This window comes from Colwellia sp. C1TZA3 (assembly GCF_007954265.1).
Lineage (GTDB): Bacteria > Pseudomonadota > Gammaproteobacteria > Enterobacterales > Alteromonadaceae > Cognaticolwellia.
This window is the reverse complement of the sequence record NZ_VOLS01000039.1, coordinates 1-20309: the sequence shown is the minus strand read 5'-3', so window position 1 is coordinate 20309 and position 20309 is coordinate 1. Positions and strand designations below refer to the sequence as shown.

The following is a 20309-nucleotide window of genomic DNA, read 5'->3' as shown; positions in this document are numbered from 1 at the left end:
AAATGGCTAGGTTATTTTGCTCGCCAAACACTGAGCTGACAGTGAGAAACATTGAAATTACGCGCAGAATTTGCAACAACGCGCGGCAATTCTTTAGTCGCTACAAGGTCAAATTCATCACTAAGCTCGCTGGTTAAAGCATCGATACCTGACAAGTTTTCGCCATTAACTTTTACACCACTTAGCCATTTAGCTTTATCTGTTGTCTGTAACTGATATTGGTAATCTGAAATAATAATCAGTAATCCTGACGGATTTAAACGACTTACTGCATTTGCCAATAGACGCTTAGGGTCGTAACTTTGTTCCAATGCATTTTGAATCAAAATAACGTCATAGTGCTTAAAGTTATCTTTGAGATTACAACCATCGGCCTGACTGAATAATATCCGTTCACTATTAACCTGTTTGACCTTATCCGCTAAGACGATTTCATTATACTGACAGATATCGCCTTCAACCGTATGAGTATAGCGAACACTAGCGCCGGTTTGTAATTGCACACCATATTGAATGGTACGAGCAGAAAAGTCGACCGCATCAATATGTTGAAAAGACTGACTCAGTTCAAATGCTACTCGCCCAACACTACAGCCTAAGTTAAGTAAGCGCTCAGTCGCAACATTTTCAGTGGCTATGAAGCTGGCAACTTGTTGTGCTATTTGCTGACCGTAATTTTCAACACCAAGCGCGTCAGCACCAAAAGAACATTCAAGCTGCTGACAAATGTCTTCACTTGTTTCAAATTTATTGACCGCTACAGGCGGTTTTTCTGGCTGTTGACTAACCACATAACGAAAGCCAACATGTTGATAAAAGTGTCGGCGAAAAGCATAACGTGAAGAGGCTAAGGTTTCATTACCTGTAGAGATCCAAGAACCGCCTTTAATTACGTTATGCTTACCGTCAAAAGTCGGTGTCGAAAAGTCATCATATAAAGGATGAACATTAAAGCCAGCAAAGCCGTCAATTGCTGATTCAGTCCACTGCCAAGTGTTACCAATAACATCAAAAAAGTCACCCTGTTGATGTCGATTAACGGGACATGAAGATGCTTGATAAGCTAGATCAATATTACCTGGCACCTCAGGCCACTGGTGTTGGTCACCATTAACATGCTCACGCAGACAGTACCACTGGGCTTCAGTAGGTAAGCGAACAAATCCTGTGGTCGTTTTTTGTCGCCACTGGCAAAACGCTTTCGCTTCTAGATAGTTGACTTCTACCGGCCAATCTAATGGCAAAGGCATTTCACTGGTTAAGTTACGCTGAAAATATTGACCATTGCTGTAACGCCAGAACCTTGGCATTTCAGCTTGGGCGAATGCTAACCATGCTTGACCTTCTTGGCACCAAAACTGCTCTGACTGGTAACCACCGGCGACAACAAATGCCATGAATTCATCATTGGACACTAAAAATTTAGCTGCACTGAAGTCATCAACATCGACTTCTTGCTGACCATATTCATTATCCCAGCCAAATGTATTGTCTTGTGCTTTTTTGCCTAAAGATAAGTGTTGAGACTTGACCGGTATTAATTGGTTTTTAGGTGCAACTGATGAATGTAAACAAGGCTGCCATTCATCTTGGCTCGTTAGCCATTTTAATGGCAACATGCGCATGATCACCGATGATGTTTCAAGATGAATACGTTCATGCTCACAGCCCATCAATATCATCCATGCTAGCGAATCTTGAGTGATAGGTAAACTCAACTCCATGTTGTCGATCAAATCTAGTACCAAATCATAGACCTGCTGGCGATACACTCGCACTTCATCAACACTTGGCCAGTCATAGTGTTCGCTATTAAGATCGTCCCAACTCATTTCATCAACACCGACCGCGCAAATAGCCTCTACACGACTGTTAACTCGCTGCTTAATATACTTACCTAGTATTAGCTTATTGACATAAAAAGTTGCAGTATGTCCAAAATAAAAAATTAATGGGTGTCGTAACCGCTCTGGCCTTAAAAAATAAGCATCGTCATGATTAATCAGTGAAAATAGTGACTCGTATGTCGACCACGTATTTTTAAAATATGCCGTTAACTCTTGTCGCTTTTCTGCTGTCGAGTTGCCATTAAGTGTTGGGGTATTTAATTGCTTTATCATTTAATTCTTCGCTAAATATGTTTGTGGTCGGCGTAATATTTCAAAGCTCACGCTTTAAATAATAATACTTGGCCGTTGAAATTGTTTTAAATAACCATGTTGCAATAATTGCCCCATACTTAACTCTGTTGTTTTTTTACTATAACTGTCTGTCGCACTAAGCGCTTTATCTATACTTTGATTAAACCAGTTATTATCCGCAAATAAGCTAATGGCGCCAACATGATCGGGTTGATCATGTAACGAGCTCGGTAATTCGCCATACGTTTCACTCTGCATCTGGTAGCCGTTTTTCATCTCATCAATAGCTTCAATAACATTTAACAAAGCAAAAATTACATTCAAATAGGGATTATACTGCTCACTTGACGCCCCTAGCCGGTGTTCAATACGTGCGGTTTTGTGCCAGTTATTCTGGCTAACAATGACGTTGTTTTTGTCATCGTATAATAGCGGTTCAACACCCATTTTTTGATTGTGTTTACCAATATCTCTGTACAAGGCGATGCTACCTTGATGGCCCCCTGAAATATCAACCGGAGAGCACAATTCTTCTGCTAAGCCATATTTCGACTTTAATGCTAAACGCTCAAAAGCCTCTTCTTCGGGCAAATAAATTAAGCAGCAGGCTAAACTTGTACGTAAAAAATGTTGTTGTAAGCATTCACCAAATTTACCAGCAACAAGTAGGTTCTTGCCCGTTACGTCTTCTACGCTAACATTAATTTGTACCGCATTGGGAATGTGTACCGCGCGATTATCGCCACTAAAAATATTTTCACATCCAGAAGCCAACTTGCCATGATCACCGGCCCAAATAACTGGCTTGATAAGTGTCTTTGTTGCGCCTTGAGCAGCAAATAGTTTCGGTAATAGCTCGATAGCGCGGCTAAGATTTTGCGCTTCTTTTAATGGGCTTTGGCCATTAAAAATCGAAACATACTCCCATTGATTACTCCAATACTCAGCCACTACTTCGCCGTCAATACCCAAGGCTAATAAATTTTTGTTCACCTGCCTATAATCTATATGCTTGTCTTTTGGCTTTTGGTAACACCCTTCTAATTCAAAGTGTATTAATGCACGAAAGCCGCGTTTATTGATGTAATCTTGCAAACCAGAAATTATGGCTTCTGCGAGCCTATTTAAACTATTCATAATGGATAAATGCTTGAATCTTGATATTTCGTATAAACTTGAATAATAAAGAACATTATAGCTAAGTTATTAATAATCTTGTTATACGTAGTAATGATGATTTAGGATTAAAAAACTTTAACTTGATTTTTGTCCTGGTGTTTTATTTGATATAACACTAAATTAGCATTGATGTAAAACTGAAACGTATTTCGGCATTAGGAAGACGGCACAGCAATGACGATACTAACAGTTGTGGTATCTTAATTACCTTTAACTATTTTTGAGTTGTGAATTAACCAAAAGTTGTTTAGCAATTTTTATTGCTTTAATAAGACCAAGTTCATTAATTAGGTGGTCTACTTTATACGCATAAAAAACGACCCAATATAAGGTATTTATTTCAATAACTCGTAGTGCTAATTATTAAATAAATAACACCGTAGTGGGTTGTTTTAACCAGGTGAAATGAGCAGATAATTAATCAATTTGGTATAATACCAGTTCCGTTCAGTTTGTGATCTTGTTGTGCGCAGGAAAAATAATTCAAGGTAAGGCGCTCGATTGAGCAATAGCTGGCTATTGGGAGTGAGAGCAACACAGCCTTGAGCTATTTTAACTAGTACAAGTGAGCAATAACTTAATGGGATTGGTATAATACCAGTTCCGTTCAGTTTGTGATCTTGTTGTGCGCAGGAAAAATAATTCAAGGTAAGGCGCTCGATTGAGCAATAGCTGGCTATTGGGATTGAGAGCAACACAGCCTTGAGCTATTTTAACTAGTACAAGTGAGCAATAACTTAATGGGATTGGTATAATATCTATTCTGGGTAACATACACAAAAATTCTTCACCACAATGCTAGCCAAGATGTCATCTTAGCGAAAAACCTCTCGAAGCACTTTTTCATCTTTGCAGATGATTTCATCGCCAATAGGGTAGCTAGAATGAGCATTTATATTTTTAGCATCATCAATCACGATGAAAATAACTAACAAGGTTATTTTTTAAGATTATGCCTGACGCCGCTTTTTGTAAATAATTTACCGATGATAAAGCCACTTTGTTATTACTTCGGTATTGCTTCGGTATTAGTTTGGTATTAGTCACTTTGATAAAGTTGATTAAAGCTTTTAACGTTAAAACCTTTAAGGACTTGATTGCCGATTTTCAATACTGGTACGCCGCGTAAGTTTAATTTAGCAAACTCTTTCTGGCCTGCTGGGGTCTTTACATTACATAAACGAAAAGCAATATTTTTTTCTTCGAGGTAGCGTTTTGCTGTCTGGCAATGTGGGCAATTACTCATGGTATAAAGCGTGATACGTTGCATAAGGGGATTTTAAACAGTTAATTTTATTTAATTATCGCATATAACGGGGATAAAATACCCGTTATGGTGAGATATAATCTATTGAGTTAAAGCTAAGTTGCTTGCCATTGTTTAGTCACTAATACCTTATCTTGATTCAATACTCGCCCTTCAAAAATATCACCCGAGACAATTTGGCCCACACCGGCCGGTGTGCCTGTCATAACAATATCGCCATCTTCTAGCGTAATAAAAGAGTGAATCTCATCCAATATGGCTTGCGGTGAATGTAACATCATCGCTATTGAACCAGATTGGCGGCATTGACCATTGATAAAAAGCGCTAGCGCTAGGCATTCATCAATAGCATCTATTGTCACAAAATTGCTAAATAGCGCCAAACCTGTAAACGCTTTAGCACGCTCCCATGGCAGGCCTTTAGCTTTTAACTGAGCTTGCAGTGCTCTTTTATACCAGTTCCATTAAGTTTGTGATCTTGTTGTGCGAAGGAAAAATAATTCAAGGTAAGGCGCTCGATTGAGCAATAGCTGGCTATCGGGAGTGAGAGCAACACAGCATTGAGCTATTTTAACTAGTACAAGTGAGCAATAACTTAATGGGATTGGTATTAGTCAAATCTAAACCTATAGCAACGGCATAAAATTTATCTTGTTGATACAAAGAACAAAGCTCAGCTTCATAATGTAAAGTTTCTTGATGGTGAGAGCAGAGTTGCTCACCAATAGCGGCATTGGGTTTCATAAATAATACCAGTTCCATTAAGTTTGTGATCTTGTTGTGCGCAGGAAAAATAACTCGAGGTAAGGCGCTCGATTGAGCAATAGCTGGCTATTGGGATTGAGAGCAACACAGCCTTGAGCTATTTTAACTAGTACAAGTGAGCAATAACTTAATGGGATTGGTATAACACCATATTATCAGGAACTTCATTACCTAGTTCGCTGATATGTTGAGCATAATTTCTACCAACACAGATAATTTTAGATGGTGTAGTATAACCATTATCGACTTTAACCGAATTCATTAGACAGCCTTTCAAATATGTTAACGCACTGTGCCAAAACGCAATCAGTGCTAATAACTATACTATAACTAACTTTAGCTCGGGTTTAACACAATTTATTGGTGGCACTTTAACCGTATCCGAAAATTTTCTTTGTTGCTTAAAACGGTCAAAATTTATGGTTTCAAGTCCTAATTGCTGACTCATTTTCCCAAAGGTTTGGTAGTCTTCACGTGTAAAGTCATCATCTTCACGAGTTAGCAGACCATCAATATATGCGCTGTCTCCATTTAAGGCAATGTTAGCGACAGCGGTGTAAGGTTTACCAAAATCTTCAACACGTATTGCGCGTACTGATTTTACTTCAAAAATCCATTTATCAATTTTAACATAACGGGACAAGCTATCTTGAGAAGACTGATCTTTCATGTGGAGAGGTCCTTAAAGTCAGTAAAAGTGAGCAACTGTTTGCTTGAAAAAGACACTGACAGTCGAGAGAATAAGTTGTTAACAGACAAAAATTGTTTTTTGATCATAAATGTTTTTTCATCTTAGCGAGGTATTGGTTAAATTCTTCTTCATTAATTTCTGTATCGCCATTGATATCAAGCTGCACAAAAACTTTTGTTAATATCTCATTTTCAGCTAATTCTGTTGCATTTAAGCTATTACTTTTATCGACATCATAATCTACAACTAATTGAGAAAAAGAGGATGTAGGCTCTGCCACTTTAGGTGTTGCTTTAATGACGTGATTGTTAGCAAAAGCAAAATTTGATGCTATTGATGCAACAACAACAGTGATAGACAATTTTTTTAAGCTAATATTATTCATATCTGAATCCTTCTAATTAATAGCACATCAAAGAATATGCCAACCATGGCTCGTGCCACTTACAGTGGATACTAAGCACATCTCATGCCAAGATATAAACCTTTGATTTATAGTGCTTTAAAGTAAGTCGCCTCTAAGTTAATGTCTCCAATTAGCAACAGTTTACCCATCTCTTAAATTATAAGTGAGCGCTGACATTAGCTAATAAAAATAATATACTTATAAAACAATAACTTAATAAAATAAAAGGCTGTCTACACGATTGTCTCAATATTGAGACACTATTGTTTTTTTTGTATTTTTAACTAACACTACGTATATACTATTAACAAAAAAAGGCCCTAGCACGCATTGTGAGTAATTCAACCACACTCGCCAGTAAAGCGCATAAAAGAAGTTTGTCGATAAAAAGCTTATCAATAAAATCATTAACCTTGTTAGGTTTTGGTTTAGTCGCTTTACCACTGGTCATTGCTTTAATTTTTGGTGCCTCACAAGTCAATACGCTTGCGAAAAAAAGCGCTAGTGCTATTACCGGCATAACAAAAATATTGGATCAGCAACAATTACTGAAAAGTAGTCAAATCAAACTGGAACGCAGTGCTGCACAATATTTAGTACTGCGGGATCCAGCTTTAGCGAACAGTTATAATGAGCAGTGCAAGCAAATATTACACTTAACTGAACAATTAATTGTCGCTAGTCAAGACCAAGAATTACAGCTATTGATAACTGAATATGCTCAAACTGTTATGGCACTAATCGAACAGACTATGCCAGAAGCTGAACAAAAATCACCTACTGACAGCACAATTATCAAGCCAATACAGGTCAAGTTTAGTAGTCTAAATGCGACTTATGAGCAAATTACTCAGCGAAGCGGTGAACTTAGTACCTTGCGTATCACAGATATTCAACAGGCCGCACAAGCTGTTCGCGATATTATGATCCAGAGTTTAGTTATTATTCCTATCAGCATACTTGTTGCGGCTATATTTATCTTCTTAATCACTAGCCCACTTAAAGCACTCACACAGATTATTTTTCGATTACAACAAGGGCATTTTAATCATGAGATTAAAGTAATAGGATCGCCGGAAATTCAAGAAATTGCACTAGCTTTAGAAAGCATGCGTACACGTTTACAAGCATTAGAATTACAAAAATCGAGCTTTATTCGCCATATATCACACGAGTTAAAAACACCGCTAGCGGCTATTAGAGAGGGTACTGAACTGCTATACGATAATAGCGTTGGTGAGCTAAATGCCGAGCAACAAGAAATATCTCACATCATCAAAGACAGCGTATTTCGCTTACAAAAGCATATTGAAGACTTACTCAATTTTAATATTGTACTCGACTCTACAAGTTTACAAGATTCTGAGTTGATGCAAGTCAATGATGTTGTATATCAAGTAATAGCAGAACGAAAGTTAGATATAAAACGAAAAAAGCTTACACTTAATAATAATTTGAGTAATATTTCTCTTTACGGTAACCGTAAACATCTCGCGGTTATTATCGACAATATATTGTCCAACGCGATAAAATACTCTCCCGATGAAGGCGTCATCAAGATTTCATCGTCACTAGTAAACGAGCACCTACAACTCCTTATTATTGATCAAGGCATGGGAATAGCTCAGGAAAATCAAGAAAAAATATTCGATGCTTTTTATCAAGGTCCGCCACCTGAAAAAAGCTTAATCAAAGGCAGTGGTCTAGGTCTCACCATAGTCAAAGAACTTATACTACGCCTCAATGGTAATATTGAACTTTTGAATGAGCAAAGTGAGCAACAGGGAACTAAAATAAAAATCACCTTGCCACGCGCTTTTCGCCAAGAGGAGCCTGTCTAATGGCCAGTTTACAGCAGCTTTCATCCGCTCTACTGTTAAGCATAGCTTTATTATTAACCGGTTGTCAGCTGCTCACAAAACACGATAGTACCAGCAACAGCAAAAGTACAAGCTATGGTGAGTACTACTTAACATTAAAACAACTTAACCAACAACAACTAACAGAAGAGGTTAATAAACAGCAAAAAAGCGTTGAAAGTCAGGCGAAAAAAAATAGTGAAATTGACTATGACGCGCAAATTAAACTACTACTACTTTACAGTCTGCCCAAGTCACCTATTTACAATGTTTTCGACGCGAAAGTATTGTTGAATAAATTGAATAGTAAAGGTGATAATGCCGCACTTGCTAATATTAGCCCTAGTGAACAAGCTTTTATTTCCTTATTGGGCGATCAATTAAATCAACGTTTACTGATGAGAAATCGTTTGTTAGCCCAAGAAAAAAAGCGCCAACAAGAACAGCAACAGCGCGAAATTAAGCAGCAGCAGCTTGCATTAAAACAGCAGCAGAATTTAATCGAACAAGTGAAAATATTAGAACAAACCATTAAACAACTAAAAAATATTGAACAAGCTATTGATAAAAGAGACCAATAATTGCTAGTTAAAGACGCTAGTACGCTTAAGTACACTAGCGAACAATATCAATTTAAGTACTATTTTTAAGCCTCTATTTTAGCTATAGATAAGTACCGAGAATATCCCATGACCAATCTTAATCCAGCTGCCGTTGCAGCGGACAATAAAATTCTAATCGTTGATGACGATCCTAGCTTACTGCGACTACTTGCTATCCGTTTGACTGCAGCAGGTTATCAAGTTGAATCGGCAAAAAATGCCAAAATAGCCCTAGGCCGATTGGAGAGTTTTCATCCACAGTTAGTGATCAGCGATCTTAAAATGGAAGGCATGGACGGCATGGCATTATTTGAGCAAATAAGAGCCAAGCATCCTCATATTCCGGTGATTATCATGACTGCCCATGGCACTATTCCCGACGCGATTAATGCCACTAAACAAGGCGTTTTTAGTTTTCTCACTAAACCTTTTGAAAGTAAAGAATTACTGGAAATAGTACAACAAGCCATTCGCCTACAACCTGCTGAGTTAAACCATAATCAGGCTGATAACCAATGGCGCGACAAAATTATTAGTCGTAGCACCATTATGGAAGCGCTTTTACAACAAAGTAAGCAAGTGGCAAGAAGTGATTTTAGTTTACTTATTCAAAGCCAAAGTGGTACAGGTAAAGAGCTGTTGGCAAAGGCAATTCATTTGGCAAGCCCTCGACACCAGCAAACATTTACCGCTATTAACTGTGCGGCGATTCCTGAGCAGCTGCTAGAGTCTGAATTATTTGGTCATAGTAAAGGCGCATTTACCGGCGCAGAAAAAAATCATATTGGCTTATTTCAAGCAACAGATGGCGGGACACTCTTTTTAGATGAAATTGGTGATATGCCAATGAGTTTTCAGGTAAAACTGCTGCGTACCTTGCAAGAAAGAGAAATACGCCCTGTTGGTAGTACACAAGCAATTAAAGTTGATGTTAGGATTATTTCAGCCACACATAAAAATTTACAACAAGCTATTATTGACAAAACATTTCGTGAAGACTTGTATTACCGTCTCAATGTCGTTGAATTAGAATTACCACCCTTGTCTGAACGTCGAGAAGATATCCCATTACTTGCGCAATATTTTTTAAGTAAGTCTGCAGACCAATCACATATCAGTATTACTGGTTTTTCGCAAGAAGCCATGGAAGTGTTGATTAGCGCAACTTGGCCAGGCAATATCAGACAGTTACAAAATGTTGTTGAGCAAACACTCGCACTGTCTACTGAGCCGTTAATCAGCGAAATGTTAGTAAAGAATGCACTGCGTGATAAAGCCACTGTTTTACCGTCATTTGTCCAAGCCAGAGATAAGTTTGAACGTGATTATCTCGCCAAACTGTTAAAGATTACTGCCGGGAATGTGTCACAAGCCGCAAAAATAGCGCAAAGAAATCGCACCGAATTTTACAAGTTGCTTAATCGCCACCACCTCTCGGCAGAGGCCTTTAGGGAAGAGTAGAAATAGCCACGGCACAATACAGAGCCTGATACTTTGAAGTGGAATGGGTATAGATGGCGCTTGATATCACATAATACTTACAAGTAATACCAGTTCCATTAAGTTTGTGATCTTGTTGTGCGCAGGAAAAATAACTCAAGGTAAGGCGCTAGATTGAGCAATAGCTGGCTATTGGGAGTGAGAGCAACACAGCCTTGAGCTATTTTAACTAGTACAAGTGAGCAATAACTTAATGGGATTGGTATAACTAATAAAAAGGCGAAATAAAGCACGGTGGTGTTAGCTTAGTATTTACGCCATTAAATAAAGGTAATAAACCGCTAAAGTAGGAGGATAGCGGCTAGCCTATTTCGAGTTGATAGTAGTCTTAGTCCGCGGTTAAGACTTTATATTTTCACACGAAATAGGCCAGTGAATAGTGAGTTAGCTAAGTGATCTACTCAATTGCCAGTAATTCAACATCGAAAATCAATAATGATCCAGGCGGAATTTTACCTGCCGCACTATTACCATAACCCAGCTCTGCCGGTATAAATAAACGGGTTTTCTCACCCACTACCATTAGCTGTAAACCTTCTGTCCAGCCCTTAATCACTTGACTTAAGCCAAAACTAATCGGGTCATTTCGTTCAACTGAACTGTCGAAAACTGTGCCATCAAGTAAGGTGCCATGATAATGCACTTTTACTTTTGTGCTTGCCATTGGATGAACATCACCCTGCCCTGGGGTTAATACCTGATACTGCAAGCCAGAAGCTGTTTCAATTACACCGGTGACTTGTTTATTATTTTCTAAAAACTCTGCCGCTAGCACAGCATTAACTTTTGCAACTTCATTGTTAGTATTATTGCGCACGAAGAAGCTAATGACTAAGCCCAGCACAATGACTAGCATAATATACTTGATCATTCTTATTCCTTATTGTTATTTTTTATGGTTTTTTGTATCGTTTGTTATGATTGTTATGATTGTTATAGTGATTTTACACCTTAATATTTACACGTTAAAGAGCCTATTATTGATTAATGTTATTAACCTCAAACGCAGTTAGCTTTCTGCTCAGCCCAACAGCTAATTGCTGATCAAGTTGCAAATTGCCAATAGAACATCGGTGTAAAGCCATTACGGGGTTACGAAAACGACCAAACATGCGCTTAATTTGATGATAACGTCCTTCAAAAAGTTCAACTTGTGCTTGATAGTCAGAAAGAATAGTTAATTTTGCCGGCTGAGTGGTAATATCCTCAAAAGCGAAATACATACCTTTGGCAAAAGCTGCTATATATTCGACAGTAAGCTTATTTTGCAAGGTCGCTATATAACGTTTAGTGACTTTTTTCTCAGGCAAAGTTAAGCGCTCAGACCAACGACTATCATTGGTCATTAACACCAAACCAGAAGTATTAAGATCGAGTCGGCCAACAATATGCAGCTCACTTTTAAACGGATATTCAAGCAAATCAATAACCGTTTTATGCTTTGTATCGCGGGTTGCACTGACCACGCCAACAGGTTTATTTAGCATAATATAATAGGCAAAGTTTGCTTGGATCACCTTGCTATCTAATGTTATCTGGCTAAAGGTATCAATAATTTCATCAATGTCATGGGCGACTACGCCATTGACCAATACTCTATTTTGCGCCAACATCAGTCGTACATCTTTGCGATTAACCTGACAATATTGTGCCAAAAATCGATCCAACCTAGCCTTATTTAACGCCATAATAAAGCCACAATAAACAGCATAAAAATCAAACCACATCCTTAATAAAATGAACATCGCGTTGCGGGAATGGAATTTTAATATTAGCTTTATCTAGCGCTAAATAAATCTCTTTATTTGCTTTATATTTAGCACTGTATAAATTTTCGGTTGGGGTCCACAAACGTACCGCAATATTAATAGCGCTATCAGCAAAAGCATCAATACCAATTAACGGCTTACGGGCTTTACTGACAATATCTAACTGCCCAATCACCTCTTCTAGCAACGCCATCACCGCTAACGGGTTTTCGCTATAATCAATACCAACACTTAACTCTAACAACGAGTCATGGCTTGAATTATGTAATATTTCACCAACGATATGTTTATTTGGAATAGTAATTTCAACATTGTCTTCGTCTGACAAAATCGTGTAAGCCAATAATACTTCTTTAACAAGCCCAGTAACGCCACGCACCGTAATCGTATCACCCACCACAAAGGGACGAATAATAATAATGTTGAAGCCAGCAGCATAATTAGCCAACAAGCCTTGCAGAGCTAAACCAGCACCTAATGAAATCGCACCTATAGCGGCAATAAATGGCGTAACACTAATGCCTAATTTCCCTAAAGAAATGATGGTTATCATCACTACAATTAACATTTTACTGGTGTTCGCTAAAAAGCGGCTCAGGGTGACATCAAGCTTATGTCGCTCACATAATTTCAGTACAACAGTGGCTATTTTACCGGCAAACATATAGCCAATAATGAAGATGATAAACGCGCCAATTAATTGAAAACTGTAATTGGTGAAAAACTCAACAATGATATTGTAAATACGACCCACTTGGTCAATTTCATCTTTAAGTAAGTTGGTGGGGCCTAAGGTTTTACTTATCTGCGCTGTGGCGCTTGAGCTGCTAGATTCAGCCATAAATTAATTCCATATAGTGTACGTTACTCAGTTTGTCTATATTACGACAATTTACCGCTACATTTGCATTATTATTAGGAATTAATGAGTAAAGTTAAACCTTGTGCTGACTTTTGCTAACCTTATCACTTAAGTTAGTACTCCCCCGCTAAACTGTCATATAGCTTATCAAAAATAAGCCCAGGACTAATTGGTAATCAAAATAAAATAATCTTTTAAAATCAATCAGTGCCCATAAAAGCCATAATTTCAATAGTTAACAAAAACACTCTAAGCATTTGTTTTAATTTAATTATCAAGAAATCGTTTGTGAAAAATAGTGTCATCAACACATTAAATAAATACAGCAAATAGTAAGAAACTTAGATTCAAATAATATAAGGCTTGATTGTTATTAAAAGTTCACGCTAGAATAAATAATGTTTAAGCACACTTAAAAACTTAAACATTATTGACTTGTCGGAGTGCCAAAGGGCTGAGATCGCGAAAGCGGGATCCGTAGAACCTGATTAGATTAACATCTGCGAAGGGAACAAGTGAGCAGTTTCAACAGCGCACGTACGTTTTTGCTAGCTAACCTGCTCCTCGTTACTACCCCATAAAGCTCCGCCTAACTTTTATTTATAAAAACAGGTGAGAGAACATGAGTTCAATTTCAAGACGCAAGCGTCGAAACCAAGCAAGCCAATTTTTAAACAACGTTGCTGATCAATCCTTTCCAAATTCTAATAAAGTTTACGTCACGGGTAAAATACACGACATTCGTGTTGGCATGCGTGAAATAACCTTGTCTGATACTTTAATTAATGGCAAAAAAGACCAGCCTAGCTATGAAAAAAATCAGCCTTTGTGTGTCTACGATACTTCTGGCTTTTATACCGATGACTCAGTGGTTATTGATGTCCATAAAGGTATTCCCCGCTTACGTGACAGCTGGATTGACTCGCGTAACGATGTCGAGTTTCTCCAAGAAAAAACATCTATCTACAGCCAACAACGCATAGCAGATGAAGGCCTTGATCATATTCGCTTTGAGCATTTACCCAAAGTACGTAGAGCCAAAAAAGGTCAAAACGTTACCCAAATGCATTATGCTCGCCAAGGCATTATTACACCTGAAATGGAATATATTGCCATTCGTGAAAATATGAAACGCCAAGAAGTTAAAAACGAAATACTACTGCAGCAACATCAAGGACAATCATTTGGTGCCAGCATTCCTGAACAAATTACTCCTGCGTTTGTCCGCGATGAAGTGGCTAGAGGCCGAGCAATTATTCCGGTCAATATTAACCACCCCGAAGTTGAGCCTATGATCATCGGTCGAAACTTTTTGATCAAAGTAAACGCTAATATCGGTAATTCCGCGGTAAGCTCTTCTATTGAAGAAGAAGTAGAAAAGCTGGTTTGGTCAACCAAATGGGGGGCCGACACCGTAATGGATTTATCAACGGGTCGTTATATTCACGAAACCCGAGAATGGATTATTCGTAATTCTCCTGTACCCATTGGCACCGTACCTATTTATCAAGCTTTAGAAAAAGTTAACGGTATTGCTGAAAACCTGACTTGGGAAATATTTCGCGACACATTAATTGAACAAGCAGAGCAAGGTGTTGATTACTTTACTATTCATGCTGGCGTATTACTTCGCTATGTGCCGATGACCGCCAAACGTGTTACCGGTATTGTTTCTCGTGGTGGTTCTATTATGGCGAAATGGTGTTTAGCCCATCATCAAGAGAACTTTCTTTACACTCACTTTGAAGATATTTGTCAAATTTTAAAAGCCTATGACGTTTCATTTTCTCTAGGCGATGGTTTACGTCCTGGCTCGATTGCCGATGCTAACGATGAAGCACAGTTTGCTGAATTACGTACTTTGGGCGAGCTAACAAAAATAGCATGGCAGCATGACGTACAAACCATTGTCGAAGGTCCAGGCCATGTGCCCATGCATATGATCGAGCAAAATATGGCTGAACAACTCAAGCATTGTGGCGAAGCACCTTTTTATACCTTAGGGCCACTAACCACCGATATTGCGCCCGGTTATGATCACATCACCTCTGGTATTGGTGCCGCTAATATTGGCTGGTATGGTTGTGCCATGCTTTGTTACGTTACCCCAAAAGAACATTTAGGCTTACCTAATAAAGAAGATGTTAAAGAAGGTTTGATGACCTATAAAATCGCCGCGCATGCTGGTGACTTAGCAAAGGGTCATCCAGGTGCGCAAATTCGTGATAATGCTATGTCAAAAGCCCGTTTTGAATTTCGTTGGTATGATCAATTCAATATTGGCTTAGATCCTGAAAAAGCCCGCGCTTACCATGATGAATCTTTGCCACAAGAATCAGGCAAAGTCGCACATTTTTGTTCTATGTGCGGCCCTAAATTTTGTTCAATGAAAATATCACAAGAAGTTCGAGATTATGCTGCTGGCTTAAGCGATGCGGCCGACAACGAACAGCCTATTGAAATTAAACTACTTGATGAGACCATCAGTGTTTCAAGCCAAGGAATGGCTGAAAAATCAGCTGAGTTTAAGGCCAGCGGCAGTGAGCTATATCACCCTGTTGCCAAGCCAGTAAGCAATTAGCAGCCGAGTCGTTTAATTATGCCAACCATCGCTATTATTGGCGCCGGCCTTATGGGTCGCTTGTTAGCTTTGTCGTTAAATAGACAAGGCTATCAGGTAACGCTATTTGATAAAGACCAAAAAAATGGCCAGCACAGTGCCGCTTATGCTGCCGCTGGTTTATTAACACCGCTTGGCGAAGCGATGCACAGCCCAGCCAACATTGTTGCTATGGGTTTTGCCGCGTTACCCCTGTGGCCAAAATTGCTGAATACGCTGTCTGGCTATAGCTTTTTTCAACAAGCAGGTTCGCTAGTAGTAAGTCATGAGCATGACATCGCTGACTACCACAAGTTGACACGATTTTTAGCCAACAATTATCCAAACCATGCACGACAACAGCTCAATCGACAGCAGCTTTCGGCTCTTGAGCCAGAACTTGCCGGTAAATTTTCGCAAGCATTATATTTGCCAGAAGAAGGTCAAATTGGTAATCGAAAGCTACTACTTGCTTTACATCAACAATTAAGTGATGAAGGTGTTGAGTGGCACAGTGAGTCTGAAGTTATTGGCATTAAAAGCAATAGTTTTAATACCGGCTGTAAGATTAGTTTTCAAACTCGTGGTTATAACAGTGATAGCCAATCACAATCGTTTGATCTTGGTATTGATTGTCGCGGTATTGGCGCAAAGTCGGCGATTAAGACAAACAATAAAAACAATGCTGAGCTTGATGATTTACGTGCTGTTCGCGGCGAACTTTTTCAACTATTTGCTCCTGACGTTAACATTTCTAGGCCAGTCAGGCTGATGCATCCACGCTATCAGCTTTACATTGCGCCAAAAGAGCAAGGCCATTATGTCGTTGGAGCAACTGAAATTGAAAGTGATGATACCGCCGCGATGACTGTACGTTCATCAATGGAATTACTTAGCGCAGCTTATAGTGTTCATCCCGGTTTTGCTGAAGCCAACATCCGCCAACATGTCAGCCAACTTCGCCCAGCATTTAGTGACAATCAACCAAAGATTATTTCGCATAACGCTTTGATTCAAGTCAATGGCTTATACCGTCACGGCTTTTTAATTGCCCCTATCGTGCTTGCCCAAGTGTTAGAGCATATTGGTAACTTAATGCAACAACAGCAAAAGTCTGTCAAACATTATCAATACACTCATTGGCTGCCTATTAGTCTTTCAGACCCAGTTAGCTGATTAAAACCAGTGTAATAGTTGTTAAAGCGATAGTTAGATAAGAATTGAGCTAAAAATTGAGATAAAAAATGAAAATATATATTAATGGTAACGCCTTTGAACTTCCTAACGCTTCAGTGCCAAGCAGCATCGATAAGGTATTGACCAAAACATTATCGTTAAGTCAGCAACAACAAAGCTTTGCTTTGGCACTTAATGGTGATTTTGTCGGCCGAGCAGATTACCCCATTACTCACGTTAGTGATAACGACAGTATTGATCTGCTGTTTCCTATTGTTGGAGGGTAACGCATGTCGTTAAGTATTTATGGTCAAGTATTAAATAGTCGCTTGCTCATTGGCTCTGCACTTTACTCGTCGCCAGCAGTAATGAAGCAAGCCATTTTAGCTAGTGGCTCACAAGTGGTGACCTTATCACTAAAACGGCAAAATCCATTGGCCCAGTCAGGTGCAAAAATTTGGCGCTATATTCAAGCTACCGTTAAGCAAAACCAAGGTTTTTTGCTACCAAATACCGCCGGATGTAAAAATGCTAAAGAAGCCATATCCTTAGCAAAAATGAGTCGTGAACTATTCCAAACAGATTGGATAAAGCTTGAAGTTATCGGCGATGATTACAATTTACAGCCTGATCCAATCGAGCTGCTAATTGCCACCGAACAACTGCTAGCAGAAGGCTTTAAAGTTTTACCCTATTGCACTGACGACTTAGTTATTTGCCAACGTTTATACGAGTTGGGCTGTCAAGTGATCATGCCTTGGGCATCACCCATTGGTACCGGTAAGGGCTTAATGAATCCTTATAACTTGGCGAGTATTCGTCAACGACTACCTGACACAACACTGATACTCGATGCCGGTATTGGTAAACCTTCAGATGCCTGTATTGCTATGGAAATGGGTTTTGACGGTGTGTTACTTAACAGCGCTATTGCCCTTGCTGATAACCCACCCTTGATGGCCAAAGCCTTCGCAACAGCAATATCAGCTGGAGAATCTGCTTATATTGCCGGCACTATGCCCGAGCGCCAAACTGCTCACGCTAGCACGCCAACATTAGACAGCCCTTTTTGGCATCACCCAGAGCATACTTAATGACATTTAAACCTTCATTGCTTGCTAGCAAATTGACAAACAAACCGATTATTTGGACCATTTCGGGTGCTGACTGCTCGGGTGGTGCTGGTATTGCCGCCGATATTAAAACGGGTCATAGTCTCAATGTTGAAGTTTGTCACTTGATCACCGCTAATACAGTACAAAACTCAGCAGAGCTTATTGCGATTAATGCTATTGATGTGCAAATTTTAGCCGAGCAAGCGCAAGCATTGCGTTTTGACAAACCACCCACCGTGATAAAAATAGGCCTTATTGCTAATAGTGAACAAGTTAATTGGTTAGTAGCAATGCTGTTGGTATTAAAGCAACAATTACCCAGTTTGCTGGTGGTTTATGATCCGGTTGGTCAAGCCAGTGTTGGCGGTGGTTTATCAACATTAACAGCTCCCGCACTAACGCCATTGATGCCACTGATTGATGTCATCACACCCAACCTGATAGAAGCAAAACAATTAAACTTGTTAAGATCGACAAGCACGGCTAAAACTGAAGCTCTAGCTGAAAACATTCTGCAATTAGGCTGTAAGGCTGTGATCATTAAAGGCGGTCATACTGACAGTGAAGGAAGCAACGCTACTGTAAAAAACAGCGTCGCTGAAACTCATTGTATTGATGTATGTTTACAAAACATAAAGCCAAGAATGTTCTTAAACTTACAGTCGCCAAAAATTAGCACAAGCTATAGCCATGGCGGTGGCTGCAGCTTTGCTAGTGCCTTAGCCAGTTTTTTAGCTCATGGTTATTTATTGCGTGATGCTTTCACCTTGACTAAAGCCTTTATTAACCAAGGTTTATCATTAACCGCTAAAATACCTAATACGATTAACGACAATGAAAGTGAAAACAATTGTGATGGTCATCATAGTGAAGTGAGTAACGATAAAAATGAAAATTATTATGGCGCATTTCAGCAGGGTTCATGGCCAACCAAGCTCAATTATTTTCCAACCATTATTAGCCCAGTTAATCAGCAATATATCTTATTACCTAACTTCCCACTCCTTGGGCTAGCTGACTCAGAGAAACTTGGGCTATATCCCGTGATTGACTCTTTAGCATGGCTTAAATGCTTGTTACCACTGAATTTAAATGTTATTCAGCTACGTATTAAAAGTAAAAATACGGCCAAATTAGCCTTACTGATAAAAAAAGCAGTGGCAATGGCCCGTCATTATAATTGCCGGTTATTTATTAATGATCATTGGCAGTTGGCCATTAAATACGGCGCATACGGTGTCCATATCGGCCAAGAAGATCTTAACAGTGCTGATTTGAATGCTATTGCTGAATCAGGTTTACGTTTAGGCATCAGTACTCATGGTTGTTACGAATTTTTATTAGCCAAACAACTACGGCCCTCTTACCTTGCCATTGGCGCTATATTCGCCACTAAAACCAAAGATATGACTGGGCAAATTCAAGGGCTAGCAACCTTATCGCAGATATTAGCACTAGCCGATACTATTCCTGTTGTCGCCATTGGCGGTATTAACCAACAACGTATTGGGCAGGTATGGCGTACAGGCGTTAGTGCGGTGGCCGTAGTTACGGCAATTACCAAAGCTGAACAACCCGTTGTCGCCACTCAAACCATGCAAGCGCTACTACTTTAATTACAGGAAAATAACCAAATATATTTTAATAATACTAATTTGACTAATTAAGTCATCTACTTTATAAGCAGAAAAAACGACCAAATATAAGACATTTATTTTAATAACTCGATTGGTATAATTATTAAATAACGCAGTACTGGGTTGTTTTAACCAGTAGAAATAATCAGAAAATTAATGACTATGAATGGTAAAAAACAAAAACTAGGCTAAAAGGAAGTACAGGGATGCGTTAATGCCGTGATGTATACTGAAATTTTTCCAGCAAAAAGCTATAAAGCATTTGGCATTTGGCATTTGGCATTTGGCATGACAACAATCAATGTTCAAACGCCAGAAAGCAAAAAACCCGTAGCGTTAGCTACCGGTTTCTGACGTGCATGGATGCACTAATGCCTTGGGAGCAGGATGCTCAAGAGCGGTTTTACATAAAGAGAAGCACATCCACACGCTTTTTACCACCGACGCTAACACGTTTAACTGCTTATCTTAGAATGGAAGAATGTAGCTCCACTATGCTCAACCTTTATTTCTCAAGCGCCATAAAGCAAAAAACCCGTAGCGTTAGCTACGGGTTTTTGACGTGCATGGATGCACTAATGTCGAGCTGCCATGGATGGCAAGGAACGACCTAAATAGAAGCCTAGCAATGTCCTACTCTCACATGGGAACTCCCACACTACCATCGGCGCTAACACGTTTCACTGCTGAGTTCGGAATGGGATCAGGTGGGGCCATGTCGCTATTGTCGCTAGACAAAAA

At 39.2% G+C, this 20309-nt stretch carries 20 protein-coding genes, 1 rRNA gene and 1 riboswitch; of the genes, 9 read left to right on the top strand and 12 right to left on the bottom strand.

Features of this window, described 5'->3' with window-relative positions:
- Positions 1-11: 11 nt before the first annotated feature.
- The 8 genes from ovoA to ESZ39_RS12020 all read right to left on the bottom strand — a co-directional run bounded on the left by ovoA (position 12) and on the right by ESZ39_RS12020 (position 6428).
- On the bottom strand, positions 12-2120 hold the full coding sequence (ovoA, locus tag ESZ39_RS12045; protein ID WP_146880148.1) for a 5-histidylcysteine sulfoxide synthase: 2109 nt from the start codon (positions 2118-2120) through the stop codon (positions 12-14).
- Between the two features lie 54 nt (positions 2121-2174).
- On the bottom strand, positions 2175-3278 hold the full coding sequence (locus ESZ39_RS12040; RefSeq protein WP_146880147.1) for a hypothetical protein: 1104 nt from the start codon (positions 3276-3278) through the stop codon (positions 2175-2177).
- A 1081-nt stretch (positions 3279-4359) separates the two neighbouring features.
- Entirely contained in the window at positions 4360-4590 is a 231-nt protein-coding gene (locus ESZ39_RS12035; RefSeq protein WP_146880146.1) for a glutaredoxin family protein, read from the bottom strand.
- 92 nt (positions 4591-4682) lie between these two features.
- Positions 4683-5003 (bottom strand): fumarylacetoacetate hydrolase family protein, encoded by a 321-nt coding sequence (locus ESZ39_RS12030; RefSeq protein ID WP_411266880.1) that lies wholly within the window; start codon positions 5001-5003, stop codon positions 4683-4685.
- Between the two features lie 154 nt (positions 5004-5157).
- A complete protein-coding gene (locus tag ESZ39_RS17790) occupies positions 5158-5331 on the bottom strand; it encodes a hypothetical protein (protein ID WP_191321775.1) in 174 nt (57 codons plus the stop codon).
- 148 nt (positions 5332-5479) lie between these two features.
- Positions 5480-5614 (bottom strand): hypothetical protein, encoded by a 135-nt coding sequence (locus ESZ39_RS18260; protein ID WP_262984494.1) that lies wholly within the window; start codon positions 5612-5614, stop codon positions 5480-5482.
- A 57-nt stretch (positions 5615-5671) separates the two neighbouring features.
- Positions 5672-6022: a hypothetical protein gene (locus tag ESZ39_RS12025; RefSeq protein ID WP_146880144.1), complete on the bottom strand. Its 351-nt coding sequence runs from the start codon at positions 6020-6022 to the stop codon at positions 5672-5674.
- A gap of 103 nt (positions 6023-6125) precedes the next feature.
- Complete coding sequence (locus tag ESZ39_RS12020; RefSeq protein ID WP_146880143.1) at positions 6126-6428, bottom strand: hypothetical protein; 303 nt, start codon at positions 6426-6428, stop codon at positions 6126-6128.
- Between the two features lie 353 nt (positions 6429-6781).
- Between ESZ39_RS12020 and ESZ39_RS12015 the strand changes: the two genes are divergently transcribed.
- The 3 genes from ESZ39_RS12015 to ESZ39_RS12005 all read left to right on the top strand — a co-directional run bounded on the left by ESZ39_RS12015 (position 6782) and on the right by ESZ39_RS12005 (position 10371).
- Positions 6782-8290 carry an ATP-binding protein gene (locus ESZ39_RS12015; protein ID WP_146880142.1) on the top strand — a complete coding sequence of 503 codons (1509 nt, stop codon included), beginning with the start codon at positions 6782-6784 and terminating at the stop codon, positions 8288-8290.
- Positions 8290-8889, top strand: a complete 600-nt coding sequence (locus tag ESZ39_RS12010; RefSeq protein ID WP_146880141.1) for a hypothetical protein — start codon at positions 8290-8292, stop codon at positions 8887-8889. The genes ESZ39_RS12015 and ESZ39_RS12010 overlap by 1 nt, the downstream gene beginning before the upstream one ends.
- A 108-nt stretch (positions 8890-8997) precedes the next feature.
- Positions 8998-10371, top strand: a complete 1374-nt coding sequence (locus ESZ39_RS12005; RefSeq protein ID WP_146880140.1) for a sigma 54-interacting transcriptional regulator — start codon at positions 8998-9000, stop codon at positions 10369-10371.
- Between the two features lie 436 nt (positions 10372-10807).
- Here ESZ39_RS12005 and ESZ39_RS12000 read toward each other — a convergent pair whose 3' ends face one another.
- The 3 genes from ESZ39_RS12000 to ESZ39_RS11990 all read right to left on the bottom strand — a co-directional run bounded on the left by ESZ39_RS12000 (position 10808) and on the right by ESZ39_RS11990 (position 13020).
- On the bottom strand, positions 10808-11281 hold the full coding sequence (locus ESZ39_RS12000; RefSeq protein ID WP_411266879.1) for an FKBP-type peptidyl-prolyl cis-trans isomerase: 474 nt from the start codon (positions 11279-11281) through the stop codon (positions 10808-10810).
- A 106-nt stretch (positions 11282-11387) separates the two neighbouring features.
- Positions 11388-12098, bottom strand: coding sequence for a pseudouridine synthase (locus ESZ39_RS11995; RefSeq protein WP_146880139.1), 711 nt, complete (start codon positions 12096-12098; stop codon positions 11388-11390).
- Between the two features lie 28 nt (positions 12099-12126).
- Entirely contained in the window at positions 12127-13020 is an 894-nt protein-coding gene (locus ESZ39_RS11990; RefSeq protein ID WP_146880138.1) for a mechanosensitive ion channel family protein, read from the bottom strand.
- Between the two features lie 450 nt (positions 13021-13470).
- A riboswitch (TPP riboswitch) is annotated at positions 13471-13569 on the top strand.
- A 94-nt stretch (positions 13570-13663) separates the two neighbouring features.
- Between ESZ39_RS11990 and thiC the strand changes: the two genes are divergently transcribed.
- The 6 genes from thiC (at position 13664) to ESZ39_RS18255 (ending at position 19922) form a co-directional block, all read left to right on the top strand.
- The gene (gene thiC, locus ESZ39_RS11985) at positions 13664-15622 is read left to right on the top strand and encodes a phosphomethylpyrimidine synthase ThiC (protein ID WP_146880137.1); all 1959 of its coding nucleotides are present in this window, start codon (positions 13664-13666) and stop codon (positions 15620-15622) included.
- An 18-nt stretch (positions 15623-15640) separates the two neighbouring features.
- On the top strand, positions 15641-16816 hold the full coding sequence (gene thiO, locus ESZ39_RS11980) for a glycine oxidase ThiO (protein ID WP_146880136.1): 1176 nt from the start codon (positions 15641-15643) through the stop codon (positions 16814-16816).
- A 68-nt stretch (positions 16817-16884) separates the two neighbouring features.
- Complete coding sequence (gene thiS / locus ESZ39_RS11975) at positions 16885-17103, top strand: sulfur carrier protein ThiS (RefSeq protein ID WP_146880135.1); 219 nt, start codon at positions 16885-16887, stop codon at positions 17101-17103.
- 3 nt (positions 17104-17106) lie between these two features.
- Positions 17107-17910: a thiazole synthase gene (locus ESZ39_RS11970; RefSeq protein ID WP_146880134.1), complete on the top strand. Its 804-nt coding sequence runs from the start codon at positions 17107-17109 to the stop codon at positions 17908-17910.
- The gene (gene thiE / locus ESZ39_RS11965) at positions 17910-19547 is read left to right on the top strand and encodes a thiamine phosphate synthase (RefSeq protein ID WP_146880133.1); all 1638 of its coding nucleotides are present in this window, start codon (positions 17910-17912) and stop codon (positions 19545-19547) included. The genes ESZ39_RS11970 and thiE overlap by 1 nt, the downstream gene beginning before the upstream one ends.
- 240 nt (positions 19548-19787) lie before the next feature.
- On the top strand, positions 19788-19922 hold the full coding sequence (locus tag ESZ39_RS18255) for a hypothetical protein (RefSeq protein ID WP_262984493.1): 135 nt from the start codon (positions 19788-19790) through the stop codon (positions 19920-19922).
- A 266-nt stretch (positions 19923-20188) separates the two neighbouring features.
- Here ESZ39_RS18255 and rrf read toward each other — a convergent pair.
- A 5S ribosomal RNA gene (gene rrf / locus ESZ39_RS11960) occupies positions 20189-20303 on the bottom strand.
- Positions 20304-20309: the final 6 nt, after the last annotated feature.